At 70.4% G+C, this 23,252-nt stretch carries 23 protein-coding genes; 14 read left to right on the top strand and 9 right to left on the bottom strand.

Annotation, left to right across the window (positions count from 1 at the left end; all coding sequences use genetic code 11):
• Positions 1-39: 39 nt before the first annotated feature.
• Genes AUL34_RS09430 through AUL34_RS09420 form a run of 3 tightly spaced genes read right to left on the bottom strand, consistent with a single transcriptional unit; the run spans position 40 to position 2,413 of the window.
• Positions 40-1,179 carry a DUF3618 domain-containing protein gene (locus AUL34_RS09430; RefSeq protein ID WP_061933458.1) on the bottom strand — a complete coding sequence of 380 codons (1,140 nt, stop codon included), beginning with the start codon at positions 1,177-1,179 and terminating at the stop codon, positions 40-42.
• Positions 1,176-1,571 carry a phage holin family protein gene (locus AUL34_RS09425; RefSeq protein ID WP_061933457.1) on the bottom strand — a complete coding sequence of 132 codons (396 nt, stop codon included), beginning with the start codon at positions 1,569-1,571 and terminating at the stop codon, positions 1,176-1,178. Before AUL34_RS09425 ends, AUL34_RS09430 begins: the two co-directional genes overlap by 4 nt.
• Positions 1,568-2,413, bottom strand: coding sequence for a hypothetical protein (locus AUL34_RS09420; RefSeq protein WP_061933456.1), 846 nt, complete (start codon positions 2,411-2,413; stop codon positions 1,568-1,570). The genes AUL34_RS09425 and AUL34_RS09420 overlap by 4 nt, the downstream gene beginning before the upstream one ends.
• A 369-nt stretch (positions 2,414-2,782) precedes the next feature.
• On the opposite strand from AUL34_RS09420, the gene dnaK reads away from it, so the two are divergent.
• The 9 genes from dnaK (at position 2,783) to AUL34_RS09375 (ending at position 12,321) form a co-directional block, all read left to right on the top strand.
• Positions 2,783-4,750: a molecular chaperone DnaK gene (gene dnaK / locus AUL34_RS09415; RefSeq protein WP_082653273.1), complete on the top strand. Its 1,968-nt coding sequence runs from the start codon at positions 2,783-2,785 to the stop codon at positions 4,748-4,750.
• 196 nt (positions 4,751-4,946) lie between these two features.
• Complete coding sequence (locus tag AUL34_RS09410) at positions 4,947-7,142, top strand: methyl-accepting chemotaxis protein (RefSeq protein ID WP_061933454.1); 2,196 nt, start codon at positions 4,947-4,949, stop codon at positions 7,140-7,142.
• Positions 7,143-7,268: 126 nt separating this feature from the next.
• Complete coding sequence (locus tag AUL34_RS09405; protein ID WP_061933453.1) at positions 7,269-8,363, top strand: acyltransferase; 1,095 nt, start codon at positions 7,269-7,271, stop codon at positions 8,361-8,363.
• A 181-nt stretch (positions 8,364-8,544) separates the two neighbouring features.
• On the top strand, positions 8,545-9,690 hold the full coding sequence (dnaJ, locus tag AUL34_RS09400; protein WP_370539038.1) for a molecular chaperone DnaJ: 1,146 nt from the start codon (positions 8,545-8,547) through the stop codon (positions 9,688-9,690).
• A 35-nt stretch (positions 9,691-9,725) separates the two neighbouring features.
• Positions 9,726-10,367, top strand: a complete 642-nt coding sequence (locus AUL34_RS09395) for a class I SAM-dependent methyltransferase (protein ID WP_244492504.1) — start codon at positions 9,726-9,728, stop codon at positions 10,365-10,367.
• A gap of 60 nt (positions 10,368-10,427) precedes the next feature.
• On the top strand, positions 10,428-11,042 hold the full coding sequence (locus AUL34_RS22570; protein ID WP_061933450.1) for a class I SAM-dependent methyltransferase: 615 nt from the start codon (positions 10,428-10,430) through the stop codon (positions 11,040-11,042).
• Entirely contained in the window at positions 11,039-11,323 is a 285-nt protein-coding gene (locus AUL34_RS22565) for an NADPH-dependent FMN reductase (protein ID WP_061933449.1), read from the top strand. The genes AUL34_RS22570 and AUL34_RS22565 overlap by 4 nt, the downstream gene beginning before the upstream one ends.
• Before the next feature lie 114 nt (positions 11,324-11,437).
• Positions 11,438-11,620: a hypothetical protein gene (locus AUL34_RS09380; RefSeq protein ID WP_156420859.1), complete on the top strand. Its 183-nt coding sequence runs from the start codon at positions 11,438-11,440 to the stop codon at positions 11,618-11,620.
• Positions 11,621-11,748: 128 nt separating this feature from the next.
• The gene (locus AUL34_RS09375; RefSeq protein WP_061933447.1) at positions 11,749-12,321 is read left to right on the top strand and encodes an HdeD family acid-resistance protein; all 573 of its coding nucleotides are present in this window, start codon (positions 11,749-11,751) and stop codon (positions 12,319-12,321) included.
• Between the two features lie 3 nt (positions 12,322-12,324).
• On the opposite strand, the gene AUL34_RS09370 is transcribed toward AUL34_RS09375, so the two are convergent.
• Complete coding sequence (locus AUL34_RS09370) at positions 12,325-13,104, bottom strand: SDR family NAD(P)-dependent oxidoreductase (RefSeq protein WP_061933446.1); 780 nt, start codon at positions 13,102-13,104, stop codon at positions 12,325-12,327.
• A 140-nt stretch (positions 13,105-13,244) separates the two neighbouring features.
• Here AUL34_RS09370 and AUL34_RS09365 point away from each other — a divergent pair, with 140 nt between their 5' ends.
• From AUL34_RS09365 to AUL34_RS09350, 4 genes are all read left to right on the top strand, one after another.
• A complete protein-coding gene (locus tag AUL34_RS09365) occupies positions 13,245-13,922 on the top strand; it encodes a DUF1345 domain-containing protein (protein WP_192845725.1) in 678 nt (225 codons plus the stop codon).
• A gap of 29 nt (positions 13,923-13,951) precedes the next feature.
• Entirely contained in the window at positions 13,952-16,450 is a 2,499-nt protein-coding gene (gene hrpB, locus AUL34_RS09360; RefSeq protein WP_244492503.1) for an ATP-dependent helicase HrpB, read from the top strand.
• A 64-nt stretch (positions 16,451-16,514) separates the two neighbouring features.
• Entirely contained in the window at positions 16,515-17,900 is a 1,386-nt protein-coding gene (locus AUL34_RS09355; RefSeq protein ID WP_061933516.1) for an ActS/PrrB/RegB family redox-sensitive histidine kinase, read from the top strand.
• A gap of 99 nt (positions 17,901-17,999) precedes the next feature.
• Entirely contained in the window at positions 18,000-18,560 is a 561-nt protein-coding gene (locus AUL34_RS09350; protein ID WP_061933444.1) for an ActR/PrrA/RegA family redox response regulator transcription factor, read from the top strand.
• Positions 18,561-18,603: 43 nt separating this feature from the next.
• Here AUL34_RS09350 and AUL34_RS09345 read toward each other — a convergent pair whose 3' ends face one another.
• Together AUL34_RS09345 and AUL34_RS09340 are read right to left on the bottom strand one after the other, a co-directional pair.
• Entirely contained in the window at positions 18,604-19,101 is a 498-nt protein-coding gene (locus AUL34_RS09345) for an MmcB family DNA repair protein (protein WP_061933443.1), read from the bottom strand.
• A 92-nt stretch (positions 19,102-19,193) separates the two neighbouring features.
• Complete coding sequence (locus tag AUL34_RS09340) at positions 19,194-19,604, bottom strand: MerR family transcriptional regulator (RefSeq protein WP_061933442.1); 411 nt, start codon at positions 19,602-19,604, stop codon at positions 19,194-19,196.
• A 238-nt stretch (positions 19,605-19,842) separates the two neighbouring features.
• Here AUL34_RS09340 and AUL34_RS09335 point away from each other — a divergent pair, with 238 nt between their 5' ends.
• Positions 19,843-20,607, top strand: coding sequence for a L,D-transpeptidase (locus tag AUL34_RS09335; RefSeq protein WP_061933441.1), 765 nt, complete (start codon positions 19,843-19,845; stop codon positions 20,605-20,607).
• A 64-nt stretch (positions 20,608-20,671) separates the two neighbouring features.
• On the opposite strand, the gene AUL34_RS09330 is transcribed toward AUL34_RS09335, so the two are convergent.
• The 3 genes from AUL34_RS09330 to AUL34_RS22215 form a co-directional block, all read right to left on the bottom strand.
• The gene (locus tag AUL34_RS09330; RefSeq protein ID WP_061933440.1) at positions 20,672-21,319 is read right to left on the bottom strand and encodes a ceramidase domain-containing protein; all 648 of its coding nucleotides are present in this window, start codon (positions 21,317-21,319) and stop codon (positions 20,672-20,674) included.
• 117 nt (positions 21,320-21,436) lie between these two features.
• Positions 21,437-22,891 (bottom strand): glutamate synthase subunit beta, encoded by a 1,455-nt coding sequence (locus AUL34_RS09325; RefSeq protein ID WP_061933439.1) that lies wholly within the window; start codon positions 22,889-22,891, stop codon positions 21,437-21,439.
• Positions 22,892-23,089: 198 nt separating this feature from the next.
• The gene (locus AUL34_RS22215) at positions 23,090-23,251 is read right to left on the bottom strand and encodes a hypothetical protein (protein ID WP_156420858.1); all 162 of its coding nucleotides are present in this window, start codon (positions 23,249-23,251) and stop codon (positions 23,090-23,092) included.
• Between the last annotated feature and the right edge of the window lies 1 nt (position 23,252).

Here is a 23,252-nt window from a genome sequence, read left to right as displayed (position 1 = left end):
CCTGCCGGCGGCCTTTTCATGTCGCGGGAATGCGTCGCCTCAGCTGAGGCCTTCCTTCTTGGCTTCGTCCTTGGCGGTGCCGTAGGCAGCCTGCGCCACGGAAGAGACCTTCTCGGCGATCGTCTCGCCGCTGCCCCCTTCCGGCTTCAGCCCCTTGGCCTCGGCCTCGGCGCTGCCGGCCTGGTAGGCCTTCTGCGCGACGGTGCCGGCCTTGTCGATCGCCTCGCGGCCGTAGCCGACGGCCTCGTCGCGCAGCCGGTCGCGCGTTTCGCCGAGCCACTCGTCCTCCGTGCGCGTGGAGGGCAGCGCCGCGCCGATCGCCGCGCCGACGGCGAGCGCGACGGCGCCGAGCACCAGCGGCTCGTCCTGCAACGTGTCGAGGAAGGTGCGGCGAGCGCGACGACCGTAGTACGAGGCCTGATCGCCGGCACGCGAAACGCCGCGATAGGACGCGTCTCGGGCACGGGCGGCGGCGTCGCGAGCGTCGTGCGACAGGCGCGAGGCGCTGCCGGAAGCGGACGAGGCGGCATCCGACAGGGTGTCGCCGACCCTGCGGGCGGCATCGCCGACGGCACTGGCCGCATCGGATGCGGCCGAGCCCACCGAGGAGGCGGCATTCGAGGCGCCGGAGCGCGCCGAGGATGCCGCGTCCGACAGGGTCGAGCCGATGCCGGAAGACGACGAGCTGCCGCTCGCGCCGAACGACGAGCTGCCGCTCGCGCCGAGCGACGAGCTGCCGCTCGCGCTGGGATATGGACCCGAGGTCACGCCGCGCGTGCGGTTCGCCTCGTAGCCGCTGTTGTAGCTTTCGAACCGGTTATCGCGATCGTCGTCGGACCAGTCGGACGCGCTCCAGTCGCGGTCGTCGCGATCGCCGAACGTGTCGTCGTAGCGGTCGCGAAGCCGGCGGCCGGTGTCGCGGGCTCCATCCTTCACGCCCTGCCCGAGCATCAGCCAGGCGATGCCGGCGCCCACCAGCCCGAGGGCGAGCGGGTTGTCGCGCACCTGCCGGTTGAGCGTGCGCGCCATGTCGGCGCCCTGCCCCTCGCGCAGGTAGCCCATCGCCTCGTCGACGATCTGGCCCGGCGACAGCTTGCCCTTAAGGCTTTCCAGGGTGGCGTCGAGGCTGGAGCGGCGCTCCTCGGCCTCGCGGGCGAGACGTTCGGTCTCCGTGCTCATCGCGTCTGCTCCTTCACGAGTTGCCCGTCCTTCTGCAGCTGCGCGAGCGAGCGCTCGGGCGCGAGGTTGACGGCTTCAAGGCTTTTCTTGCCGGCGGCGAGGAGAACCACACCGATGACGGCGATCACGACGCCGACGAGGAGTGCGGCCCAAGCGGGGTCCATGATCTTGCCGAGCGCTACGACGAGGGCGCCGGCGAGAACGATGAGCGAGACGAGGAGGCAGATCGCGCCGGCCACCAGCGAACCGCCGGCGAGCTGCACCTGCGTGATCTTGTCGGAAATCTCCGCCCGGATCAGCTTGCCTTCCGTGCGGAAGAGCTCCGTCGTCTCGCGCAGAAGGTCGCCCAGGAGGTCGGGAACGGACCGGCCGGGTTGCGGATCGACGCTCATGAGCGCTCTCCCGTGTTGGTGGACGACGCGCCGGACAGGCCGGTCGTGTTGGTGGAACCCGAGACGCCCGGCTGGTTCAGCGCCGACGTCTGCGGCGAGGCGCTGGGTGCCCGGTAGCCCGTCGCGTCCGCCTGGGACGAGGAGGCCGCGGACGGTGTCGAGGACAGACCGCTCGTGCCGGTGGAGCCGGACGCGCCGGATCGGTTCAACGCCGCATCGGTGGCGGTTGAACTCCCACGCCCGCTCGGCCCTTCGGTCTGGCTCGTGGAACGGTTCGAGAAGGACGAGGCGCCGTGGCGCGGCCCGACGTTCTCGCGACGCCAGTCGTCGTTGTAGCGGTCGGAACGCGAGTGGTCGGCCCCGAGCGGGCCGGCATGGTCGCTCGAGGCGCGAACGAAGCGTCCGAGCGCGACGCCGGCGAGCGCGGCGCCCACCAGGAAGGCGGTCGGCTGGCGGCGGGCGAAGTCGCTGACGGACCGGGTAATCTCCTGCACACTCTGCCCGTTCAGGGCGTCGGCGGCCTGCTCCAGCCCGGATGCCGCCTGACGGGCGAGGCCGGCGGCCATGGACTGGTCACGCTCGCCAAGCTCGTCCGACGCCTTCCGGATCGCGGCGGTGAAGTCGGAGAGGCTGGATGCCGCAGCCGACTTGCCCTGCTCGACGCCCTCGAAGGCCTTCTGCTTGGCGCTGGATGCGAGGTTCGAAGCCTCCTGCCGCACGGTCTCGCCGGCCTTTCCGGCCTGCGCGCGCGCCGAGTCCGCCTCGTTGCGGGCGGCGCCTTCCACCGTCCTGCGGTCGTCGTCGAAGCGCGCGGAGGCGCCCGGGTTTGGTGTGTCGGACATGGGTTGGCTCCTTACCTAAGGCCGAGGAACGACAGAATGGCCAGGACGACCACGATCAAGCCGATGAGGTAGATGATGCTGTTCATGAAACGGCCCTCTTGCGTACGGGTGCCGCCGCTCGGCGGGCTGCGACAACCCGTCCAGCGGACGCTTGGGGGCTCAACAGGCGGAGGCGGGGAGAGTTCCCGATTTCGCCACTTTCACGCGTAGCCGTCGATCCTTCGGACGCGTGCATGCGCGGTGCGCGCGCCGTCTTGCGCGCCCGAAAACCCATTCATATATAGCCCTCAGCCCGCCGGAACGGCTTCATCCGAGCCCTTCGGCGAACCGGAATCCGAATTCCCAGGTGAGGTCCGACGGAACGCCTCGATCGAGGGTCCGGGCCTCACGCTCAACAAGGAGAGACACGACATGGCGAAGGTGATCGGCATCGATCTCGGAACCACCAATTCCTGCGTCGCCGTCATGGACGGCAAGACCGCGAAGGTGATCGAGAACGCGGAAGGCGCGCGCACGACGCCCTCCATCGTCGCCTTCTCGACCGACGGCGAACGCCTCGTCGGCCAGCCGGCCAAGCGCCAGGCGGTGACGAACCCGGAGAACACGCTGTTCGCGGTCAAGCGCCTGATCGGCCGTCGCTACGACGACCCGACCGTGGCCAAGGACAAGGGCCTCGTGCCCTACAAGATCGTCAACGCCTCGAACGGCGACGCCTGGGTCGAGGCACACGGCGACAAGTATTCGCCGAGCCAGGTCTCGGCCATGATCCTTCAGAAGATGAAGGAGACCGCGGAAGCCTATCTCGGCGAGAAGGTCGAGAAGGCCGTCATCACGGTTCCCGCCTACTTCAACGACGCCCAGCGCCAGGCGACCAAGGACGCCGGCAAGATCGCGGGCCTCGACGTCCTGCGCATCATCAACGAGCCGACGGCGGCCGCGCTCGCCTACGGCCTCGAGAAGAACGACGGCAAGACGATCGCGGTCTATGATCTCGGCGGCGGCACGTTCGACGTGTCGGTGCTGGAGATCGGCGACGGCGTCTTCGAGGTGAAGTCGACCAACGGCGACACGTTCCTCGGCGGCGAGGACTTCGACATGCGCCTCGTCGACTACCTCGCTGCCGAGTTCAAGAAGGACCAGGGCATCGATCTGAAGAACGACAAGCTCGCTCTTCAGCGCCTGAAGGAAGCGGCCGAGAAGGCCAAGATCGAGCTGTCGTCGGCTTCGCAGACCGAGATCAACCTGCCCTTCATCACGGCGGACGCCTCCGGCCCGAAGCACCTGACGCTGAAGCTGACGCGCTCGAAGTTCGAGGCGCTGGTGGATGACCTCGTGCAGCGCACGGTCGGCCCGATGAAGGCCGCCCTCAAGGATGCCGGCCTTTCGCAGTCCGACATCGACGAGGTGGTGCTGGTCGGCGGCATGACGCGCATGCCGAAGGTTCAGGAGGTCGTGAAGGCCTTCTTCGGCAAGGAGCCGCACAAGGGCGTCAACCCGGACGAGGTCGTCGCCATGGGCGCCGCGATCCAGGCCGGCGTGCTGCAGGGCGACGTGAAGGACGTGCTCCTTCTCGACGTGACCCCGCTCTCGCTCGGCATCGAGACGCTGGGCGGCGTGTTCACGCGCCTCATCGACCGCAACACCACGATCCCGACGAAGAAGAGCCAGGTCTTCTCGACCGCCGAGGACGGCCAGAACGCCGTGACCATCCAGGTCTACCAGGGCGAGCGCGAGATGGCGGCCGACAACAAGTCGCTCGGTCGCTTCAACCTGGAGGGCATTCCGCCGGCACCGCGCGGCGTGCCGCAGATCGAGGTGACCTTCGACATCGACGCCAACGGCATCGTCAACGTGTCGGCCAAGGACAAGGGCACCAACAAGGAGCAGCGGATCACGATCCAGGCCTCCGGCGGTCTGTCCGACGCCGACATCGAGAAGATGGTGAAGGAAGCCGAGCAGAACGCCGACGCCGACAAGAAGCGCCGCGCCGGCGTCGAGGCCAAGAACCAGGGCGAGAGCCTCGTTCACTCGGCCGAGAAGTCCCTCAAGGACTACGGCGACAAGGTCTCCGAAACCGACCGCCGTGCGATCGAGGATGCCATCGCGGAGCTGCGCGCCGAGCTCGACAAGCCGGACGCCGATGCCGACGCGATCAAGGCCAAGTCGGACAAGCTGGCGGAAGCGTCGATGAAGCTCGGCCAGGCCATGTACGAGGCGAGCCAAGGCGACGAGGACGCCGGCAGCCAGCCGAACGCTTCGTCGCAGGGCGGGCGCGACGACGTGGTGGATGCCGACTTCGAGGAAGTCCAGGACGACGAGCGCAAGAAGTCGGCCTGATCGGCCGGCGCTTCGGGCGACGCGAACAAAAAGGCCCCGGCGGGACATCCCGCCGGGGCCTTTTCCGTTGTGGAATCGCTCGGCGCCACCGGCGATGCAAGGAGGAGAGCCGGGCGCAAGGGGCAACAACGAAATCTTATCGGAAAGCCTCTAGAGATGGCGGCAGCTCTGCTCCGTCTCCCCTTGCGAGGACGCCATGCCATCGATCGCCAGCTCCCTGTCCGCGAAGCTGATCCTGGCGGCGGGCGGCGCCATCACGCTGATCCTCGCCGGTGCCATCACGCTCGTTTCCGCCGACTCGTCGGCGCGGATCGAGGCGATGGCGATCGACCGGGCGACGGCCGAAGCGCGCGCCGTCGCCAACACGATCGGCACCGGCCTCGGCCAGGCCACGGCAGTCGGCAACGCGCTGGCCGGGGCGATCGGCGCGGCACACGAAGCGGGCCTGCGCGACCGCGCGACCTATGTCGCCATGCTCAAACCCGCGATCGGCACCTATCCCAACCTCTTCGGCTCCTGGATGGCGGAAGCGCCGGGCGGCATCGACGGCGTGAGCGATCCCGCAGGCGTCGGCGCCAACAAGGACGGCGCCTTCACCCCCTACTGGACCCGATCGGCGAACGGCACCGCGGAATACAGCACCTTTGGCGCCAAGTACGAGGCGGACTGGTACAAGGAGCCGGTGGCGCGCGGCCGCGGCTATCTCACCGCGCCCTACCTGTCGGAAACCGGCGTCCTGATGTCGTCGGCGGCCTTTCCCGTCCGCTCCGGCGGCCAGTTGATCGGCGTCGCCGGCATCGACGTCGGCATGCAGGAGCTGGCGGCGACCGTCTCGGCCCTCAAGCCCTTCGGCACCGGCCGGGCCCTCCTGGTGACGGGCGACGAGAATTGGCTGGTCGCGCCCGATGCCGCCATGCGCACCAAACCCTACGAGGACGTCGGCGCGGGCGAAATCGCCAAGGCCGTCGCCGACGGCCAGCCGCGCGTGCTGGGGCTTCTGCCGGACGGCTCGACCCGCGTCGTCCTGCCCTTCACCGTGCCCGGCTTCGAGCTGACCTGGGCGACGCTGGTGGACGTGCCGGCGGCCGTGGTGGCGGGGCCGGTGAACGAGGAGCTCACGCTTCTCATCGGAGGCGGCGCGCTTCTCGTCCTCATCGCGCTCGCAACCCTTGCGCTGGCCTCGCACCGCGTCGTGCGCCGGCCGATGCAGCAGCTTCTCCACGATGTCCAGGCCCTCAGCGCCGGCGATTACACCAAGCCGATCGAAGGGCAGCGCAGCCGCGACGAGGCGGGGGCGCTCGCCATCGCGCTGGAAGGCTTCCGGCATGAACTCGCGTCCGGACGTCAGGCCGAAGCGGTGGCCGCGCAGGAACGGGTCCATGCCGAGACCGCCCGCCGCGAAGGCGAGGCGGAGCGCAGCCGCGCGGCGGCGGAGCAGGCCGAAGTCGTCAGCCTCATCGGCGCCGGTCTCGCGCGCCTTTCCGCCGGCGATCTCACGTGCCGCCTGTCGGGGCGCATCGGCGGCGCCTATGCCCAACTCGCGGCCGACTTCGACACGGCGGTCTCCCAGCTTGAGGACACGATCCGCACCGTGGCAGGCGCGGTCGCCAGCATCGACGGCGGAACCGGCGAGATCACCGCGGCGGCGCAGGAGATGGCGCGCCGGATCGAGGGCCAGGCGGCGAGCCTGGAGGAAACCTCCGCCGCGCTCGCCGACATCACCGTGCGCGTCAACGAGAGCGCCGGCCATGCCGCCTCCGCCACCACCACGGTGAAGAGCGCCTGCCAGGCGGCGCAGGCCTCCGACGAGGTGGTGCGCCAGGCCATCGAGGCGATGCGCGCCATCGAGCATTCCTCGGCCCGGATCGCCAAGATCATCGGCGTGATCGACGAGATCACCTTCCAGACCAACCTCCTCGCCCTGAACGCCGGCGTCGAGGCCGCGCGCGCCGGCGAGGCGGGACGCGGGTTCGCGGTCGTGGCGCAGGAAGTGCGCGGCCTCGCGCAGCGTTCGGCCGAAGCCGCCAAGGAGATCAAGGACCTCATCGCCCACGCCTCGCACGAGGTGGAGGTCGGCGTGACCTACGTGGAGCGGGCGGGCACCTCGCTGCAGGGCATCGCCGCCAAGGTGCTGGAGATCGACACCAAGGTCGCGGCGATCGCGCGCGGGGCGGCCGAGCAGTCGACCGGCATCCGAGAGATCAACACGGCCGTCTCGCATATCGACCAGATCACCCAGCAGAACGCCGCCATGCTGGAGGAGGCCGCCGCGTCGAGCCAGTCCCTGCGGGTGGAGGCGGGCGAGTTGAGCGAGCTCGTGGCGCAGTTCGAGATCGGCGAGACCCGGGGCAGGATGCTGCCCCCCCATGTCGGCACGCGCCGCGCCGCCTGATGCGGGGGTCGCGAACGCTGCGGCGTTCGCGCGCCGCCTTGCGCCGGCGCGCCTTGCCCGGCGTGAACGGTTTCCTCACGCCGCGACCGTAAGGCAGGGGCCATCACGCCACGACGAGGACCGTCGATGCATTACCGGATCTTCGATTGCTGGCGCTTCTGCGCGGCGGTTCTCGTGATGGTCTACCATTTCATGTTCTTCGCGCCCGGCACGGACGCCGCCGTCGGACCGGTCCTCATGTACCGGTTCCTTCCGATGCTGGACGCCTTCTTCATGATCTCGGGCTTCGTCATCGCGGCGCGCTATGCGCCCGGGATGACGACGGTGAACGACTACCGCCGCTTCCTGCGCCGGCGTCTCGCCCGCATCTATCCCCTGCACCTCGTCACGCTTCTGTTCTTCGCCGGCCTCGGCCTGGCGGGGCCGCTCGGCCTGATGACGTTCCAGGACCCCGCGCGCTGGGCGTTCTCGGACCTGCCGCTCCACCTCGCGATGGTCCATGCGTGGGGCACGACCGACCATCTCGGCTTCAACTATCCCAGCTGGTCGGTGAGCGCGGAGTTCTTCTGCTATCTCCTGTTTCCCGTCGTGGTCCTGATCTGGCGCGAGGCGGGCCTGCCCGGCCTCTGCCTTCTCCTGTTCGGCTGGATCGCGGTTCTGGAAGTGTGGAGCGCGCAGGGCGTGTTCCCGAGCGGCCACTGGACCGACGCCAACACGTTCGGCGCCTATCGCGCCTTCGCCGATTTCGTGGCGGGAGGCCTTGCCGCGGCGCTGGTCGCGGGCCGCGCGATCGAGGTGCGTTCGCATGTGCCGGGCGGCCTGGCGCTGGCGGCCGCCTTCGCGGTGATGGCCGCCAACCAGTCCGTCCACCTGACGCTCGCACTCCTGTTCCTCGCCATCCTCCTGACCGGTCTGTCGGAAAGCGCGCGGCCGCGCTCGACCGAGTTCCTGGCGCCCGCGATGGGCGTCCTGCGCCTGTCGTTCGGCATCTACCTGCTGCACCCCGTCGCCGAGGCGCTGTTTCTGTCCGTGCTTTGGAACCGCGTCCTCGAGCCGATGGCGGTGGTCGGCTTCTACCCCTATCTCGTCGTGCCGATGGTCGCGACGGTGGCGCTCGCCTGGACCTCCGCCCGCTTCTTCGACGGCCCCCTCGGCCGGCGCATCGCGGGTGTGAAGAGGCCCTCCGCCGCGCCCGCGCCCGCGTCGCTTGCTTCGGCCTGACGGTCGCCGCGCCGGTCGGCCGTGGCGCAGCCCCACCGGCTTTTGCTGAACGCCGTCCTATGGTAACGCGGCCCGTCCACGCCTACATCCGGGCGCGACGGGCCTTCGCCTCGTGAAGCCCGTCCCACGTCATGACCGCACCGGACGCCCCTGTCCGATGCCCTCGAGAACGGTGATACGCTTGTCCGTAAAGGTCGATTACTACGAGACGCTCGGCGTCGTGAAGGGTTGCGACGACAAGACCCTGAAGGCCGCGTTCCGCAAGCTCGCCATGCAGTATCACCCGGACAAGAATCCCGGCGATGCGGCGTCGGAGCTGAAGTTCAAGGAGATCGGCGAAGCCTACGAGGTCCTGAAGGACCCGCAGAAGCGCGCCGCCTACGATCGCTTCGGCCACGCCGCGTTCCAGAACGGGGGCGCGGGCGCCGGGCGCGGCGACTTCGCGTCCTCCATGGCCGACATCTTCGACGACATCTTCGGCGAGATGATGAACGGGCGCGGCGGCGGTCGTCGCCAGGGCGGCGGCCAGTCGGGCCGCGAGCGCGGCTCGGACCTGCGCTACAACATGGAGATCAGCCTCGAGGAGGCCTTCGGCGGCAAGACCGCCGAGATCGGCGTGCCGACCACGATCCAGTGCGACCAGTGCAACGGCACGGGCGCCAAGACGGGCACCGCGCCGAAAGCCTGCCCGACCTGCGGCGGCGTCGGCCGGGTGCGCGCGGCGCAAGGCTTCTTCTCCATCGAGCGCACCTGCCCGACCTGCGCCGGCCGCGGCGAGATCATCGCCGACCCCTGCGGCAAGTGCGGCGGCGACGGGCGCCTGCCGGAGGAGCGCAACCTGTCGGTCAACATCCCGGCCGGCATCGAGGACGGCACGCGCATTCGCCTCGCCGGCGAGGGCGAGGCGGGCCTGCGCGGCGGTCCGGCGGGCGACCTCTACATCTTCCTGTCGGTGAAGCCGCACGAGTTCTTCCAGCGCGACGGGGCGGACCTCTTCTGCAAGGTGCCGATCTCGATGACCACCGCCGCGCTCGGCGGCTCCTTCGAGGTGACGACGCTCGACGGGGCGAAATCGCGCGTCAAGGTTCCCGAAGGCACGCAGTACGGCAAGCAGTTCCGGGTCAAGGGCAAGGGCATGCCGGTGCTGCGCTCGACCCAGACGGGCGACCTCTTCATCCAGATCTCGATCGAGACGCCCCAGAGCCTGTCGCGCCGCCAGCGCGAGCTCCTTCAGGAGTTCGAGGACATTTCCTCCTCGGAGAACTCGCCGCAGTCCACCGGCTTCTTCTCGCGCATGAAGGACTTCTTCGAAGGCCTCAGCGACTGAGACGCCGGGAGGACGCAGCGATGGGAGGGCCCGGCGTGGACGGACGCGAACATCGCTTGCGGACCCAGGCGGACGCCGCCTTCATCCGCGGCTGGCTGCGCAACCCGCTGAAGATCGGGGCGGTCTCGCCCTCGTCTCGCGCGCTCGCTCGCCGCATGGCCGAGGCCGTACCGGCCGAGCCGTCCGATGGCATCGTAGTCGAGCTCGGCCCCGGCACCGGCGTCGTCACCGCCGGCCTTCTCGAGGCCGGCATCGCGCCCGAAAACTTGGTCTGCCTCGAATACCAGCCGGAGTTCTGCACCCTTCTGCGGGCCCGTTTCCCCCGCGTCCACGTACTCCAGGGCGATGCCTACGAGCCGCCGCCCGCGCTCGCCGGCTTCCTGCGCGAGCGACGCTTGCGCGCGGTGGTCTCCAGCCTGCCGCTGATGACCAAGCCGGAGCCCGAACGGGTCCGTGCGGTGGCCGGCTATCTCGACCTCCTGCCGCCCGGCGCCCCGTTCATCCAGTTCTCCTATGCCCTCTCGGCCCCGGTGCGCGCGACACTCGTCGATGCGGACGTCGCGGTCTCGCCCTGGATCAAGCGGAACCTGCCGCCGGCCCGCGTCATCACGTATCGGCGAAACGAGGCCTCGCCGTCGGCCGGAGGATTGCCGGCCTTCGTCGCAGTGCCAAGATGATGGGTTAAGCACGGGGCGCATACGGGCTCGCCGAGCCTTGGGTCGAAAACGGAGACGATCATGAGCGGACGCATGGGACAGGACGCGGCACGGGAGCGCCGGAAGGATCTGGCGCGCTTCTTCGGCACATGGGTCCGCAACCCCATCAAGATGGGCGCCGTCGCTCCCTCGTCGGCGCACTACTGCGCGACCATGGTCGCCTCGGCGACGACCCATGTCGAGGGACCGATCCTGGAACTCGGACCGGGGCTCGGCTGCGTCACCCGGGCGCTTCTGGATGCCGGCGTCGATCCCGCCCGCATCACCTCCATCGAATACGACGCCGAGTTCGCCCGCACGCTGAAGGAGCGCTTTCCGGCGGTCAACGTCGTCCGGGGCGACGGCTTCGACCTCGACGCAACGCTGGGGGACGGGGGCGCCACGAAATTCGCCGCCATCCTCTTCGCCATCCCGATCGTCAAGCTCCCGCAAGGAGAGCGGCAGGCCCTCTTCGGCCGGTATTTCGACCGCCTGCTGCCGGGCGGCAACCTCACGCAGCTGTCCTATCTCTGGAAACCGCCGGTGAAGCCGGTGGCCGGCCGCTTCGACGCCTCCGCCTCCGACATCGTCTGGGACAACATCCCGCCGGCCCGTGTCTGGATCTATTCGCGCACCGGTGCGCGGCCGCTGCATTGATCTCGCGCCTTCTGGTCCTCGCCGGGGACACGGCCGCCGGGTCGCCCGCCGCGCGCCTGGCGCTCGAGGCGACGCGCGCCCTGTCGCTGACCGACGCGGCGCTGACGTCCGCGAGCCTTGCCGATTATCCCCTCCCCTTCTTTGAGGGTGCGGAGAGCGGCGAGGCGCCGCAGAACGCGCGGCTCCTCGCGCAGCGGCTCGCCCTCCAGGACGGGCTCCTCGTCACCTCGCCCGAGATCAACGCGGGGCCGCCCGCCGCCCTCAAGAACGCGCTCGACTAGGCGGCGGCGGCCGGCGCGGCGGACCCTTCGGGACGCCCGCCCTTTGCCCGGCTGGTGGTAGCACTGGCGGGCGTCGGCACGGGAAGCGAGGACGGGCGATCGGCGATCGCGCAGATGCGCGCCGTTTTCGCCGCGCTCGGCGCCGACGTCGTCACCGCCGAGGTCCGCCTCCGCGGGGGCGAGACTGCGTTCGACGCGCGGGGCCGGATCGTCGACCCCCTCGCCCGCCAGCATCTCGACGATCTTCTCGACCGCCTGCTCGACGCCTCGCGCGCGCTCGGCCGGCAGGGCGGCTAGAGCGGCCCGGCTCGAAGCGACGAGGCCGGCCCGGTGGGGCGCAACACGGCGCGGGGAACCATTCCGCCTGCGGAACGTTCGTCGGCCAACGACCGACGAGCCGAAACCCGCACGAGGAAGACCGCACCATGGCCCCTGCCACGCTGACGCCGACGGGCGAACTCGAGCGCGACGTCCGGCGGCATCTCCACAACCACTGGAAAGGCTACAGCGTTCAGGCCGTGCTGATGATCGTCGCCGGTGCGCTCGCGATCCTCGTGCCTTTCGCCGCGACGCTGGCCTCGACGATCTTCTTCGGCTGGCTTCTGGCGGCGCTGGGCGTCGTCGGGCTGGCGGCGACGGTTCGGGCGGGGCGTGAGTTCGGCGGCCGCGGAACCGGTCTCCTCATCGGCATCGTCACGCTGGCGCTCGGCATCCTCATCATCGCCGACCCGTTCGCCGGCGCGGTGGCGCTCACCACGATGCTCGCCGTCTATCTCATGCTTCTCGGCCTTGCGACCTTCGCCATGGCCAACGCCTTCCGCGTCTCGGGCGGCCAGTTCTGGCTCCTGGCGCTGGCCGGCGTCGTCAACATCGGCCTCGCGCTGTTCCTCGTGGTCGGACTGCCCGGCACCGCGGTCTGGGCCGTCGGGCTTTTCCTCGGCATCTCGCTGATCAGCTCCGGCACCAGCCTTCTCTTCGCCGCGCTGCGGGCGCGGTGAGGCTCAGACGTGCTGGCCGCCGTTGATGTGGATCTCGGCCCCGTTCACGTAGGACGCCTGGCCGGAGCAGAGGAAATAGATGATGTCGGCCACTTCCGCGGTCTTGCCGAGGCGGCGCATCGGGATCTGCTCGACGATCTTCTCGGTGCCGGGCGACAGGATCGCCGTGTCGATCTCGCCCGGCGCGATCGCGTTGACGCGGATGCCGTCCGGCCCGAAGTCGGCCGCCATCTCGCGCGTCAACGAGGCCAGCGCGGCCTTCGACGTCGCATAGGCGGTGCCGGCGAAGGGGTGGACGCGGCTGCCGACGATCGACGTCACGTTGACGATCGACCCGCCCGCCGCCGCCAGTTCCTGGTGGAGGCCGCGCGCCAGCATGATGGGGGCGAAGAAGTTCACCTGGAACACGTCGCGCCAGACGTGCATCGGCGTGCGGATCGAGTCCATCCGCGCGCCCTTGTCGGCCTTGGGGCTGATCGCGGCATTGTTGACCAGCGCCTGCAGCTTGCCGCCGCCGGACTGCAGCCGCTGGCGGATCTCCGACACCGCGTAGCCGACGTCCTCGGGGTCCGACAGGTCCACCTTGATGTGGTCCTCGGGGCCTGCCGGCCAGGGACAGTCGGCCGCGAAATCCTGGCGCGAGCAGGTGATCACGCGCCAGCCCTCGCGCGAGAACCGCTTCACCGTCGCATGGCCGATGCCGCGCGAGGCGCCGGTCAGCACCAGCGTCGGGCGGGCACCGGCGGGGGCGGTGGAGGCGGCGTCGACGGTGGGCTGGGACATCGGGTCACTCGCGATTGGGCGTCGGCCGCAAGCCGTTGCCGCGGACCGGACCATCCTTTAGCCGATCCGTCGCCCGGCGCGAACCGTCATTTGATCGCGGGGAGCGGAACATCATGGTAGAGACGGACGGGGAGCGCCCGATGACCGCCAAACCCGGGTCCCACACCTTTCACCGCGCCTTCGTGCGCGGCATGCGCGCGCGCCCCCGGCTCATCATGGCGGCTGTCCTCGCCGTCGCCGTGACCTTTCTGACCCCGCGCGCACTGGACTTCACCACCCGTGTCCTCCTCGGCTGGGACGTCGGCGTCGTGTTCTATCTCGGCGTCATCGCGCACATGATGGTGCGCGCGACGGACACGGGCGACCTGCGCCGCCGCGCAAGGCGTCAGGACGAGGGGCGCCGGGCCATCCTGCTTCTCACCGGCCTTGCGATCGCCGCGAGCTTCTGCGCCATCGCGGCCGAGCTGCACGGGCTGGACGACCACAACCCGGACCCCTGGCGTCTCGCGCTCGCGGGCGCGACCATCCTCCTCTCCTGGACGGCGACGCAGGTGGTGATGACGCTGCACTATGCCGGGGAATTCTATGCGCGGGCCGATGCCGAAGGCGGCCTGGACTTTCCCGGTGGCGACGGAACGCCCGACTACGGCGACTTCCTGTACTTCGCCTTCACCATGGGCGCCGCATGCCAGACCTCGGACGTCGCGGTCACGACCAAGGGCATGCGCGAACTCGTGCTCGCCCACACGATCCTGGCCTTCCTGTTCAACACGACGGTCCTGGCGCTCGCCGTCAACGTGGGCGCCAGCGTGATCTGACGCTTGGCTGGACAAGGTCGCGCCGCCTCATGCACAACGCCGCGATGCCCGCCGCCCCCGCGCTCCCCGCCCTTCCCGTCGCCGCTGTCCTGCCGCAGTTGAGCGCCGCGCTCGCCGCGCACGGGGCCGCCGTCCTCGTCGCGCCGCCCGGCGCCGGCAAGACGACGCTGGTGCCGCTGCACCTTCTCGGCGATCTGCCGCAAGGGCGCATCATCCTCGTCGAGCCGCGCCGGCTCGCCGCGCGCGCGGCGGCCTCGCGCATGGCCGACATCCTGGGCGAGCAGCCCGGCGCCACGGTCGGCTGGCGCATGCGCCTCGACACGCGCGTCTCGGCCGCCACGCGGATCGAGGTCGTGACGGAGGGTGTCGCCACCCGCATGATCCTGTCGGACCCGGAGCTCTCCGGCGTTGCCGCGATCCTCTTCGACGAGTTCCACGAGCGCTCGCTCGACGGCGATTTCGCGCTCGCGCTCGCGCTCGACGTGCGTGAGGCGCTGCGGCCCGACCTCAAGCTCCTCGTCATGTCGGCGACGCTGGACGGCGCGCGCGTGGCCAGGCTCCTCGGGCAGGCGCCGGTGGTGGAAAGCCAGGGACGCGCCTTTCCCGTCGCCGTGCGCCACCGCGACCGGGGACCGACGGAGACGGTGGAGGACGCGGTGGCTGCCTGCGTGCGCGAGGAGATCGCCGCCGGCTCCGGGTCGATCCTCGCCTTCCTGCCCGGCCAGCGCGAGATCGAGCGCACCGCCGAGCGGCTGGAGGGCCGGCTTCCGGCGGACGTCGTCCTCGCCCCGCTCTTCGGCCGCCTGGAGGGGGCCGCCCAGGACCTCGCCATCCGCCCGGCACCGGCGGGCCGCCGCAAGGTCGTGCTCGCCACCACGATCGCGGAAACCTCGATCACCATCGACGGCGTGACGACGGTGGTGGATTCCGGCCTCAAGCGCCAGCCGGTGTTCGAGCCGGCGACCGGGTTGCAGCGGCTGGAAACGGTGCGCGTCTCGCGTGCCTCCGCCGAGCAGCGGGCGGGCCGTGCGGGGCGCACCGCGCCGGGCGAGGCGATCCGCCTGTGGCGGGCCGAGCAGACCGCGGCGCTCGAGCCGTTCGACCGGCCCGAGATCCTGTCGAGCGACCTGTCGGCTCTGGTTCTGGATGCCCTCGCCTTCGGCGTCCGCGAGCCCGCGACGCTCCGCTTCCTCGACCCGCCGCCGGCTCCGGCGGTCGGGGAGGCCCGTGCGCTGCTGCGCGAACTCGGCGCCCTCGATGGCGAAGGCCTGATGACCCCGGTCGGCGAGGCGATGCGCGCCCTGCCCCTGCCGCCGCGCTTGGGCTGCATGGTCGCGGGCGCGGCCGCAGGAAGCGCGCGTCGCGAGGCGGCGCGCCTCGCCGTCCTTCTCACCGAGCCCGGCCTCGGCGGCCCCTCGGTGGATCTTGCCGAGCGGCTGCGCGGCTGGCGCGCCGACCGCAGCCCCCGCGCCCGTTCGGCGGAGGCCCTGGCCGGGCGCATCGCCGCGCTTGCCCTGCTGCCGCTTGCCGACCCATTGGACGACGACGATGCCGGCGCGCTCCTGTCGCTCGCCTATCCCGACCGGGTGGCGCTCGCGCGCGGCGCGCCCGGCTCGTTCCTCCTGTCCAACGGGCGCGGCGGCGTGCTGGAGGCGTCGCACGCCCTGTCGCGCGAGCCGGCGCTGGTGGTGGCCGATCTCGGGGGCGTGTCGACGGGCGCGAGCCAGCGGACGGGGCGCATCCGCGCGGCGGCCGCGATCGACAAGGCGCGGCTCGACCAGCTTCTCGCGCAACGCATCGTGGAGGAGGAAACCCTGTCCTTCGATCCCGCCAGCCGTTCCGTGCGCGCCCGGCGGGTACGCCGCCTCGGCCGCGCGGTGCTGGCCGAGGCCCCCCTGCCGACACCAGCGGGCGAGGCCACGGCGCGCGCCCTGATGGCCGGCATCCGCGAGCTCGGCCTCAGCAGGCTGCCCTGGGGCAAGGACGGCGAACGGCTCCTGGCGCGGCTGCGCTTCCTCCAGCCCGCCTATGGTGCCGAGGCCGGTTGGCCGGACGCGGACGACGAGACGCTGCTGGCGACGCTGGAGGAATGGCTCCTGCCGTTCGCGCCGGGCGCGTCCGCGCTGTCGCAGATCGGCGAAGCGGCGCTGCGCGAGGCGCTTCTCGCCCGCCTGCCGCCCGGCGAGGCGCGCAAGCTGGACGAGCTCGCGCCATCCCACTTCACCGCGCCGACCGGCTCGCACCTGCCGATCCGCTACGAGGCGGAGGGACCGGTGCTCGCCGTGCGGGTGCAGGAGCTCTTCGGCCTCGCCCGCCACCCCGCGATCGCCGGTGGCCGCCTGCCGCTGATCCTGGAACTCCTGTCGCCGGCCCATCGCCCGATCCAGATCACGCGCGACCTGCCGGGGTTCTGGCGCGGCTCCTGGGCCGACGTCCGGGCGGACCTGCGCGGCCGCTACCCGCGCCACCCCTGGCCGGAGGACCCCGCGAGCGCACCTGCCACCAACCGCGCCAAGCCACGGGGCTGACCGACGCTGCGCTACCGCGACGCATCTATGCGCGGCTCCCGGCGCACCTACTTCGCTTACCATGATGACGATCGCCAAGGGCCTCGACCTCGAAGCCGACCTTCCCCCCGAGCGCCGCCTGTCGCGCGAAGGCCAGCGCGTGCGCCTCGCCACGCTCACGCGCCTGCGCTGGCTGTCGATCGCGGGCCAGGCGGCGGCCTGCGTCTTCGTCGCCTGGGGCCTCTGGTATCCCTATCCCGTCTGGCTCTGCTTCGCGCTGATCGGCGTTTCCGTTTGCCTCAACGTCTGGCTCTCCTCGCGCTACTCCAAGGCGGAGCGCCTGTCGGAGCGCCGCACCGCGCTGATCCTCGTCTTCGACGTCGTGCAGCCGACCGGGCTCCTGGTGCTGACCGGCGGCATCCAGAACCCGTTCGCCGTGTTCCTGGTGGTGCCGGCGATGATCGCGGCGGCGACGCAGCCGGCGCGCATCTCCGTCGGGATCGGCGTGCTCGCGGTTCTCTGCGCCACGGCCATCGCCTTCATCCACCAGCCGATCCCCTGGCCGGCGGGCCACAGCCTCGACCTCCCCTTCCCGTATCTCGGCGGCATGTGGTTCGCGCTGGTGACGACGCTGGTGTTCTCGACCTTCTACGTCTACCGCGTGGCGGCCGAGGCGCGGGCTCTCTCCGACGCGCTGGCGGCCACCGAGCTGATGCTCCAGCGCGAGCAGCATCTCTCGGCGCTCGACGGCCTCGCGGCGGCCGCCGCACACGAGCTCGGCACGCCGCTGGCCACCATATCGCTGGTCGCCAAGGAGATGAGCCGAGCGGTGGCGGCGGATCACAACCTTCGCGAGGACATCGACCTCCTCGTCAGCCAGTCCGAGCGCTGCCGGGCGATTCTCGGGCAGCTCGCAAGCCTCTCCAGCGTGTCGGAGGAGCATCTGGCCAAGCTCCCCCTGTCGTCGCTGATCGAGGAGGCGGTGGCCCCGCATCGCGACTTCGGGGTGGAGATCGGGGTGCGGGTCCTGGAAGCCTCCGGCCCCGAGCCGGTGCTGCGCCGAAACGCCGGCGTGATCTACGGGCTCGGCAACCTCATCGAGAACGCGGTGGACTTCGCGCGCGGCGAGGTGGCGATCGGCCTGTCCTGGAACGGGGCTGGCATCGCGATCGAGATCAGCGACGACGGCCCCGGCTTCCCGGCGGAGGTCCTCGCGCGGATCGGCGACCCCTACATGTCCGTGCGCGCGGCCGAACAGCGGCAGTCGGGCGGCGGCCTCGGCCTCGGTCTCTTCATCGCGAAGACGCTGATCGAGCGCTCGGGCGCGCGCATCCGCTTCGACAACCGGCCGGGGCGCGACGTGTCGGGCGCCCGCGTCACCGTGTCGTGGCCGTCGGAAAGCTTCGGTCGTCTGACGGTGGCCCGGCCGGCGGAGCCCGGCGGCTTCGATCTGCCGCCACCGCTCGGTTGAACCCGCGAATCGTTGCCTAGCGCGCGACCTATTGTCTCGCTCGGCCGTTGATATGACGTCAGGACGCCGTATCTTTTCCCGCAAGGAAGGAACGATCCCATGCTCAATGATCAGACCGGAATATCCCCACAGGGCGACGACCGCACGATGCTTCTCGTCGACGACGATCGCCCTTTCGTCGGCCGCCTGGCCCGTGCGATGGAGCAGCGCGGCTTCGAGGTGCGGACCGCCGAGACGGTGTCCGAGGGCCTCGCGGCGCTGAAGTCCGGGGCACCCGCCTATGCGGTGGTGGACCTGAGGCTCGGGCTCGGCAACGGGCTCGACGTGATCGAGGCCCTGCGCCGACAGCGCCCGGGCGCGCGCGCCGTGGTGCTGACCGGCTACGGCAACATCGCGACCGCCGTCAACGCGGTGAAGCTCGGGGCGATCGACTACCTCGCCAAGCCCGCGGATGCCGACGAGGTGATCGCCGCCCTGACGCGCGACCCCGAGATGAAGGCGGAGCCGCCGGAGAACCCGATGTCGGCCGACCGCATCCGCTGGGAGCACATCCAGCGGATCTACGAGATGTGCGACCGCAACGTGTCCGAGACGGCACGCCGCCTCTCCATGCACCGCCGCACGCTCCAGCGCATCCTCGCCAAGCGCGCCCCGCGCTGACGAGGTTCGCGCTGACGAAGCGCGCGCCGGGCCCCGGACGGGATCAGTCGCCGGCCTCGCCGGTCAGGTAGGGGTTGGCGACCCATTCCGCCTGCAGAAGGCGATCGGAGGCCAGGCGCGCGAAGCGCAGGGTCAACGCCTTGCGCGTGGCCGGTGGCATCTTCGTCTCCGGCGCCTCGCGCAGGATCTCCGCGCCGTAGCCGTCCGACAGGATCAGACCGCAGTCCTCGGGAAAGATCTCGGTGGGCACGCCGGGATGCGTGGCGAAATAAAGCCGGTCGCAATGGAGGCGGTAGTCCGGCCACTTGCGATCGACCCGGAAGTCCTCGATCGAGGACTTGATCTCGACGATGGAGAACTCCCCCTTTTCCGACAGGCAAAGGAGGTCGGCGCGGCGGCCGGACACCAGCGGGATCTCGGGCAGGACGGAGACGCGCATCTGGATCATCAGGCGCTGCACGCCGCGCCGGACCAGCATGGCCCGCTCGGACTGGCGGCCGTCGACCAGGGGATCGCGGCGAAAGGGAGAGACGATCGGCATGGGTCTGGACTAGCCGGGAAACTCCAGCCGAATCAAGGCGCCCTGCGAAACGAATCGGCAACATGCCGCTGGCCGGCGGGGGCCTTCGCGCGTCAGAACGCCGGTCGCGGCATCCGGGCACCCTCGTTCGGCACCTCGTCCAGCACCGGCCAGCTGCGCGCAGCGGGCTCGGTGGTCTCGTCGATCAACACGGCCAGCGCCCGGCGCAGCGTGTGGAGCTCGAGGATCTTGCGGTCGATCTCGCTCGCGCGCCGCTGCGCCACGCGTCGGGCCTCGTCGCGCCGGGTGCCCGGTGCGTAGAGGGCCAGGAGCCGCCGCGTCTCGTCGACCGAGAAGCCGAGCGAAACCGATCGCTGCAGGAAGCGCAGGATATGGACGTCCCGTTCCGCATAGTCGCGATAGCCGTTGGCCGCGCGCGCCGGCGCCACCAGCCCCAAATCCTCGTAGTGCCGGATCGTCTTGGCCGGCAGTCCGGAGCGGCGTGCCGCTTCCCCGATATTCATCCGAAGTCCCCGTAATCCTTCGAACTTCGTCCCTGATCCAAGATGTGGAACGGCTGTTCCGGGCGTCAACTGTTGTGGGGCGGCAACAAAGACAATCTTAACCATGTCGGGGTCTACTCAGATGCGTTGCCAGGCGGTTCGCCGCGGCGTACCAGAAGGAGGCCTCCGACGAGGACTGCCTGTCCTGGGAGCCCGTCACGCCTGGCCGTCAAGCCCTCGCAGCCGCACCGGACGCCCCATGAAGACCCGCTCGAATCCCCTTCTGCTCGGCGTTTCGCTCGCCGCCCTGGCCACGCTCGGCGCCTGCACCACGCAGAATCGCGCGTCCATCAATCCCGTCGGCGTGCCGATGGCGCAGGCCTATGTGGCGCCGGCCGAGACTGTCATCTCCGGCGGACCGCTCGGGCCGGTGGAACTCACCGCCTACGGCGCGATGGAAGACGGCGGCTTCAAGCTGCCGGCCATCCCGATCTCCAAGGTGGACGAGAAGTACCGTCGCCAGCGCGTGTTCTACGCGAGCGAGGGCATGGAGCCGGGCACCGTGGTGGTCGATACCGCTAATCATTTCCTCTACGTCGTCGAGCCGCGCGGCACCGCCATGCGCTACGGCATCGGCGTCGGCAAGGCCGGCTTCTCCTGGGCCGGCGAGGCCGACATCAAGGACAAGCAGCACTGGCCGAAGTGGTTTCCGCCGGCCGAGATGATCCAGCGCCGTCCCGAGCTCAAGCCCTACGGCAACGAGGTCGGCATGGAGCCGGGCCTGATGAACCCGCTCGGCGCGCGCGCCCTCTACCTCTACCAGGGCAACAAGGACACGCTGTATCGCCTCCACGGCACGCCGGAGTGGTGGTCGATCGGCAAGTCGGTCTCGTCGGGCTGCATCCGCCTGATGAACCAGGACATCGTCGATCTGTACGAGCGCGTGCCGATGAACGCGCGCGTGGTGGTTCTGCAGGGCAAAGAGCGCCTGGCCGACCGGCGCCGCACCGCGCCGCAGAGCTGATCAAACCTTTCACGGCGGGGGACGCCGCGGGCCGGGTGCTTCGGGGGAAGCGCCCGGCCCTTTTTCATGCGCCGCGAGGGTATCGGATCGCGGCCAGGAGGCAGAGCGTCAGCGTCAGGGCGTTGAGCATGTGCCAGAGGAAATGGGTGCCGAGGCCCCATATGGGACAGAGCGGTCCGTCGAGCGTGCGGAAGGTCAGGGACAGCGTGAACGTGCCGGCGGCAAGGAGAAGCCATCGCCCTGCCCCGTGGCCGCCAAGCCGAAGCAGCGCGCCGATCCCTGCGAGCGCGAGGAGAGCCGGCAGGTAGGAGGCGGAGGAGCCGAGGAACGGGGCGGCGAGCCGCTCCACGACCTGCGCCGCCACCGCAAAGCCGATCGTTCCCGCGATGGCGGCGGCCGGACGAAGTCCCACGAACCGGAACAGGGCAAGCGCGAAGTAGCCGTAGATGAAGACCGCGATCGGCAGGACGTCGGCCAGAACCGACCAGCCGTTGGCAAAGGTATGAAACAGGAAGGAGCCGGCGCCGATCACCGCCACGAGCAGGATGAAGGCGAGCGTGATGCCGTCGCGCGCCGGGCTCCGTCGCCACTGCGCCAAGGCGAAGGCGGCGCCGATCGGGAAGGCGACATTCGTGATCGCGTTCACAGGCTCGGCCCAGAAGGCCGCGTCCAAACGCTCGCAATAGGCGTCGATCGGTGCGAACCAGTCCATGCCGCCTCCGGAAAGGGATCCGGGAGGCGAACTAGAGGATCTGCCGCGAAAGCCGAGTGGCCCCCGCGCCGGGTCAGCCAGCCGAACGTCCGGCTGGAGCCCCGGCGGACGCCGTCGTCAGAGCGGCAGCGTCGTCTGGCCGGTGAGCGCGAGGTCGATCGCACGGGCGGCCTGGCGGCCCTCGCGGATCGCCCAGACCACCAGCGACTGGCCGCGACGCACGTCGCCGGCGGTGTAGAGACCCTCGATCGAGGTCGCATAGGATCGGTCATCCGCCTGGACGGAGACGTTGCCGCGCGCGTCGCGCTTGAGCGCGAGCGCCTCGCCGGCTTCCGCCAGAACGCCATCGGTGAAGGGACCGGCGAAGCCGATGGCGATGAAGGCGAGGTCGGCACGGATCACGAACTCGGTGCCCGGAATGGGCTTGCGGCGCTCGTCCACCTCGGCGCACTTGACGCCGGTCAGCTGGCCGTCCTCGCCGATGAACTCCAGCGTCGCGACCTGGAACTCGCGCATCGCCCCTTCGGCCTGGGAGGAGGAGACGCGCATCTTGGTCGCCCAGTAGGGCCAGACCTCGAGCTTGTTCTCCATCTTCGGCGGCTGCGGGCGGATGTCGAGCTGGGTGACCTTGACGGCGCCCTGTCGGAAGGCGGTGCCGACGCAGTCGGACGCCGTGTCGCCGCCGCCGACGACGACGACATGCTTGCCGCCGGCCCAGATCTCGCCCGCGTTCCAGCCGGCGCTCGCCACCGGCTCACCGCCGACGCGGCGGTTCTGCTGCACGAGGTAGGGCATGGCGTCGTGGATGCCGTCGAGGCCGTTGGTCGGGATGCCGGCCTCGCGCGGGCGCTCCGCGCCGCCGCAGTAGAGCACCGCGTCGAACTCGGCGCGCAGTTCCTCCAGCGGCTTCGTCTTGCCGACGTTGACGCCGTAGTGGAACGTGACGCCCTCGCCTTCCATCTGCTCGACGCGCTTGTCGATGAAGTGCTTCTCCATCTTGAAGTCGGGAATGCCGTAGCGCAGGAGCCCGCCGGCGCGGCTCTCGCGCTCGAAGACGTGGACCTCGTGGCCGGCGCGGCCGAGCTGCTGGGCGCTCGCGAGACCCGCCGGCCCCGAGCCGATGACGGCGACGCGCTTGCCGGTCTTCGTCTTGGCCGGCTGCGGCTTGATGAGGCCGAGCTTGTAGGCCTTGTCGGCGATCGCCTGTTCCACCGTCTTGATGGCGACGGGCGTGTCCTCGAGGTTCAGCGTGCAGGCCTCCTCGCAGGGCGCGGGGCAGATGCGGCCGGTGAACTCGGGAAAGTTGTTGGTGGAATGGAGGTTGCGGATCGCACCCTCCCAGTCGTTGGCGTAGACGAGGTCGTTCCAGTCCGGGATCTGGTTGTGGACCGGGCAGCCCGTCGGCCCGTGGCAGAAGGGAATGCCGCAATCCATGCAGCGCGCCGCCTGCTTGCCGACCTCCTCGTCGGACATCGGCAGCGTGAACTCGCGAAAATGCCGGATGCGATCGGAGGCCGGCTGATACTTCGCCGTCTGCCTGTCGATCTCGAGAAAGCCCGTGACCTTGCCCATATGCCCCTCCGTCCGGGCGGCGGCGCTGCGTTCAGCGCGCGTGCCCCCATGCGCGAGCGATCGGATCCCTTGCCGACCGGGCTCGCCTTACACCAATTTCCGCGAGAATAGAACGCGTCCAGACTTCGCGAGCGACGGACCGCCGCACCGTCCCGAAGAGAGCTGCGCTTCGACCCCGCAAGGGTCGCCGGCGCGGCGTCAGATGCCCGGGAACGGACGCCAGTACCAGTATGACATTCCCAGAACCGCCCCAAGGACGAGGACCGGCACCGGCAGGACGCCGTTCACCAGCCAGACCCCTGCCGGGACGGCGACGGCGATCAGCACCGCCGCCACCCCGTGGAACCCGTTCCAGGACAAG

This window comes from Aureimonas sp. AU22 (genome assembly GCF_001463745.1).
Taxonomy (GTDB): Bacteria; Pseudomonadota; Alphaproteobacteria; order Rhizobiales; family Rhizobiaceae; genus Aureimonas.
This window is presented reverse-complemented; position numbering and strand designations above follow the sequence as displayed.

Coding starts and splice junctions, on each gene's coding strand:
- AUL34_RS09335 (WP_061933441.1), top strand. CDS start 19,843: ATGAAGACCCGCTCGAATCCCCTTCTGCTCGGCGTTTCGCTCGCCGCC.
- AUL34_RS09355 (WP_061933516.1), top strand. CDS start 16,515: ATGACGATCGCCAAGGGCCTCGACCTCGAAGCCGACCTTCCCCCCGAG.
- AUL34_RS09350 (WP_061933444.1), top strand. CDS start 18,000: ATGCTCAATGATCAGACCGGAATATCCCCACAGGGCGACGACCGCACG.
- AUL34_RS09410 (WP_061933454.1), top strand. CDS start 4,947: ATGCCATCGATCGCCAGCTCCCTGTCCGCGAAGCTGATCCTGGCGGCG.
- hrpB (WP_244492503.1), top strand. CDS start 13,952: ATGCACAACGCCGCGATGCCCGCCGCCCCCGCGCTCCCCGCCCTTCCC.
- AUL34_RS09380 (WP_156420859.1), top strand. CDS start 11,438: ATGCGCGCCGTTTTCGCCGCGCTCGGCGCCGACGTCGTCACCGCCGAG.
- AUL34_RS09430 (WP_061933458.1), bottom strand. CDS start 1,179: ATGAGCACGGAGACCGAACGTCTCGCCCGCGAGGCCGAGGAGCGCCGC.
- AUL34_RS09425 (WP_061933457.1), bottom strand. CDS start 1,571: ATGAGCGTCGATCCGCAACCCGGCCGGTCCGTTCCCGACCTCCTGGGC.
- AUL34_RS22570 (WP_061933450.1), top strand. CDS start 10,428: ATGAGCGGACGCATGGGACAGGACGCGGCACGGGAGCGCCGGAAGGAT.
- AUL34_RS09330 (WP_061933440.1), bottom strand. CDS start 21,319: ATGGACTGGTTCGCACCGATCGACGCCTATTGCGAGCGTTTGGACGCG.
- AUL34_RS09325 (WP_061933439.1), bottom strand. CDS start 22,891: ATGGGCAAGGTCACGGGCTTTCTCGAGATCGACAGGCAGACGGCGAAG.
- AUL34_RS09375 (WP_061933447.1), top strand. CDS start 11,749: ATGGCCCCTGCCACGCTGACGCCGACGGGCGAACTCGAGCGCGACGTC.
- AUL34_RS09405 (WP_061933453.1), top strand. CDS start 7,269: ATGCATTACCGGATCTTCGATTGCTGGCGCTTCTGCGCGGCGGTTCTC.
- AUL34_RS09365 (WP_192845725.1), top strand. CDS start 13,245: ATGACCGCCAAACCCGGGTCCCACACCTTTCACCGCGCCTTCGTGCGC.
- AUL34_RS09370 (WP_061933446.1), bottom strand. CDS start 13,104: ATGTCCCAGCCCACCGTCGACGCCGCCTCCACCGCCCCCGCCGGTGCC.
- AUL34_RS09340 (WP_061933442.1), bottom strand. CDS start 19,604: ATGAATATCGGGGAAGCGGCACGCCGCTCCGGACTGCCGGCCAAGACG.
- AUL34_RS09420 (WP_061933456.1), bottom strand. CDS start 2,413: ATGTCCGACACACCAAACCCGGGCGCCTCCGCGCGCTTCGACGACGAC.
- AUL34_RS09345 (WP_061933443.1), bottom strand. CDS start 19,101: ATGCCGATCGTCTCTCCCTTTCGCCGCGATCCCCTGGTCGACGGCCGC.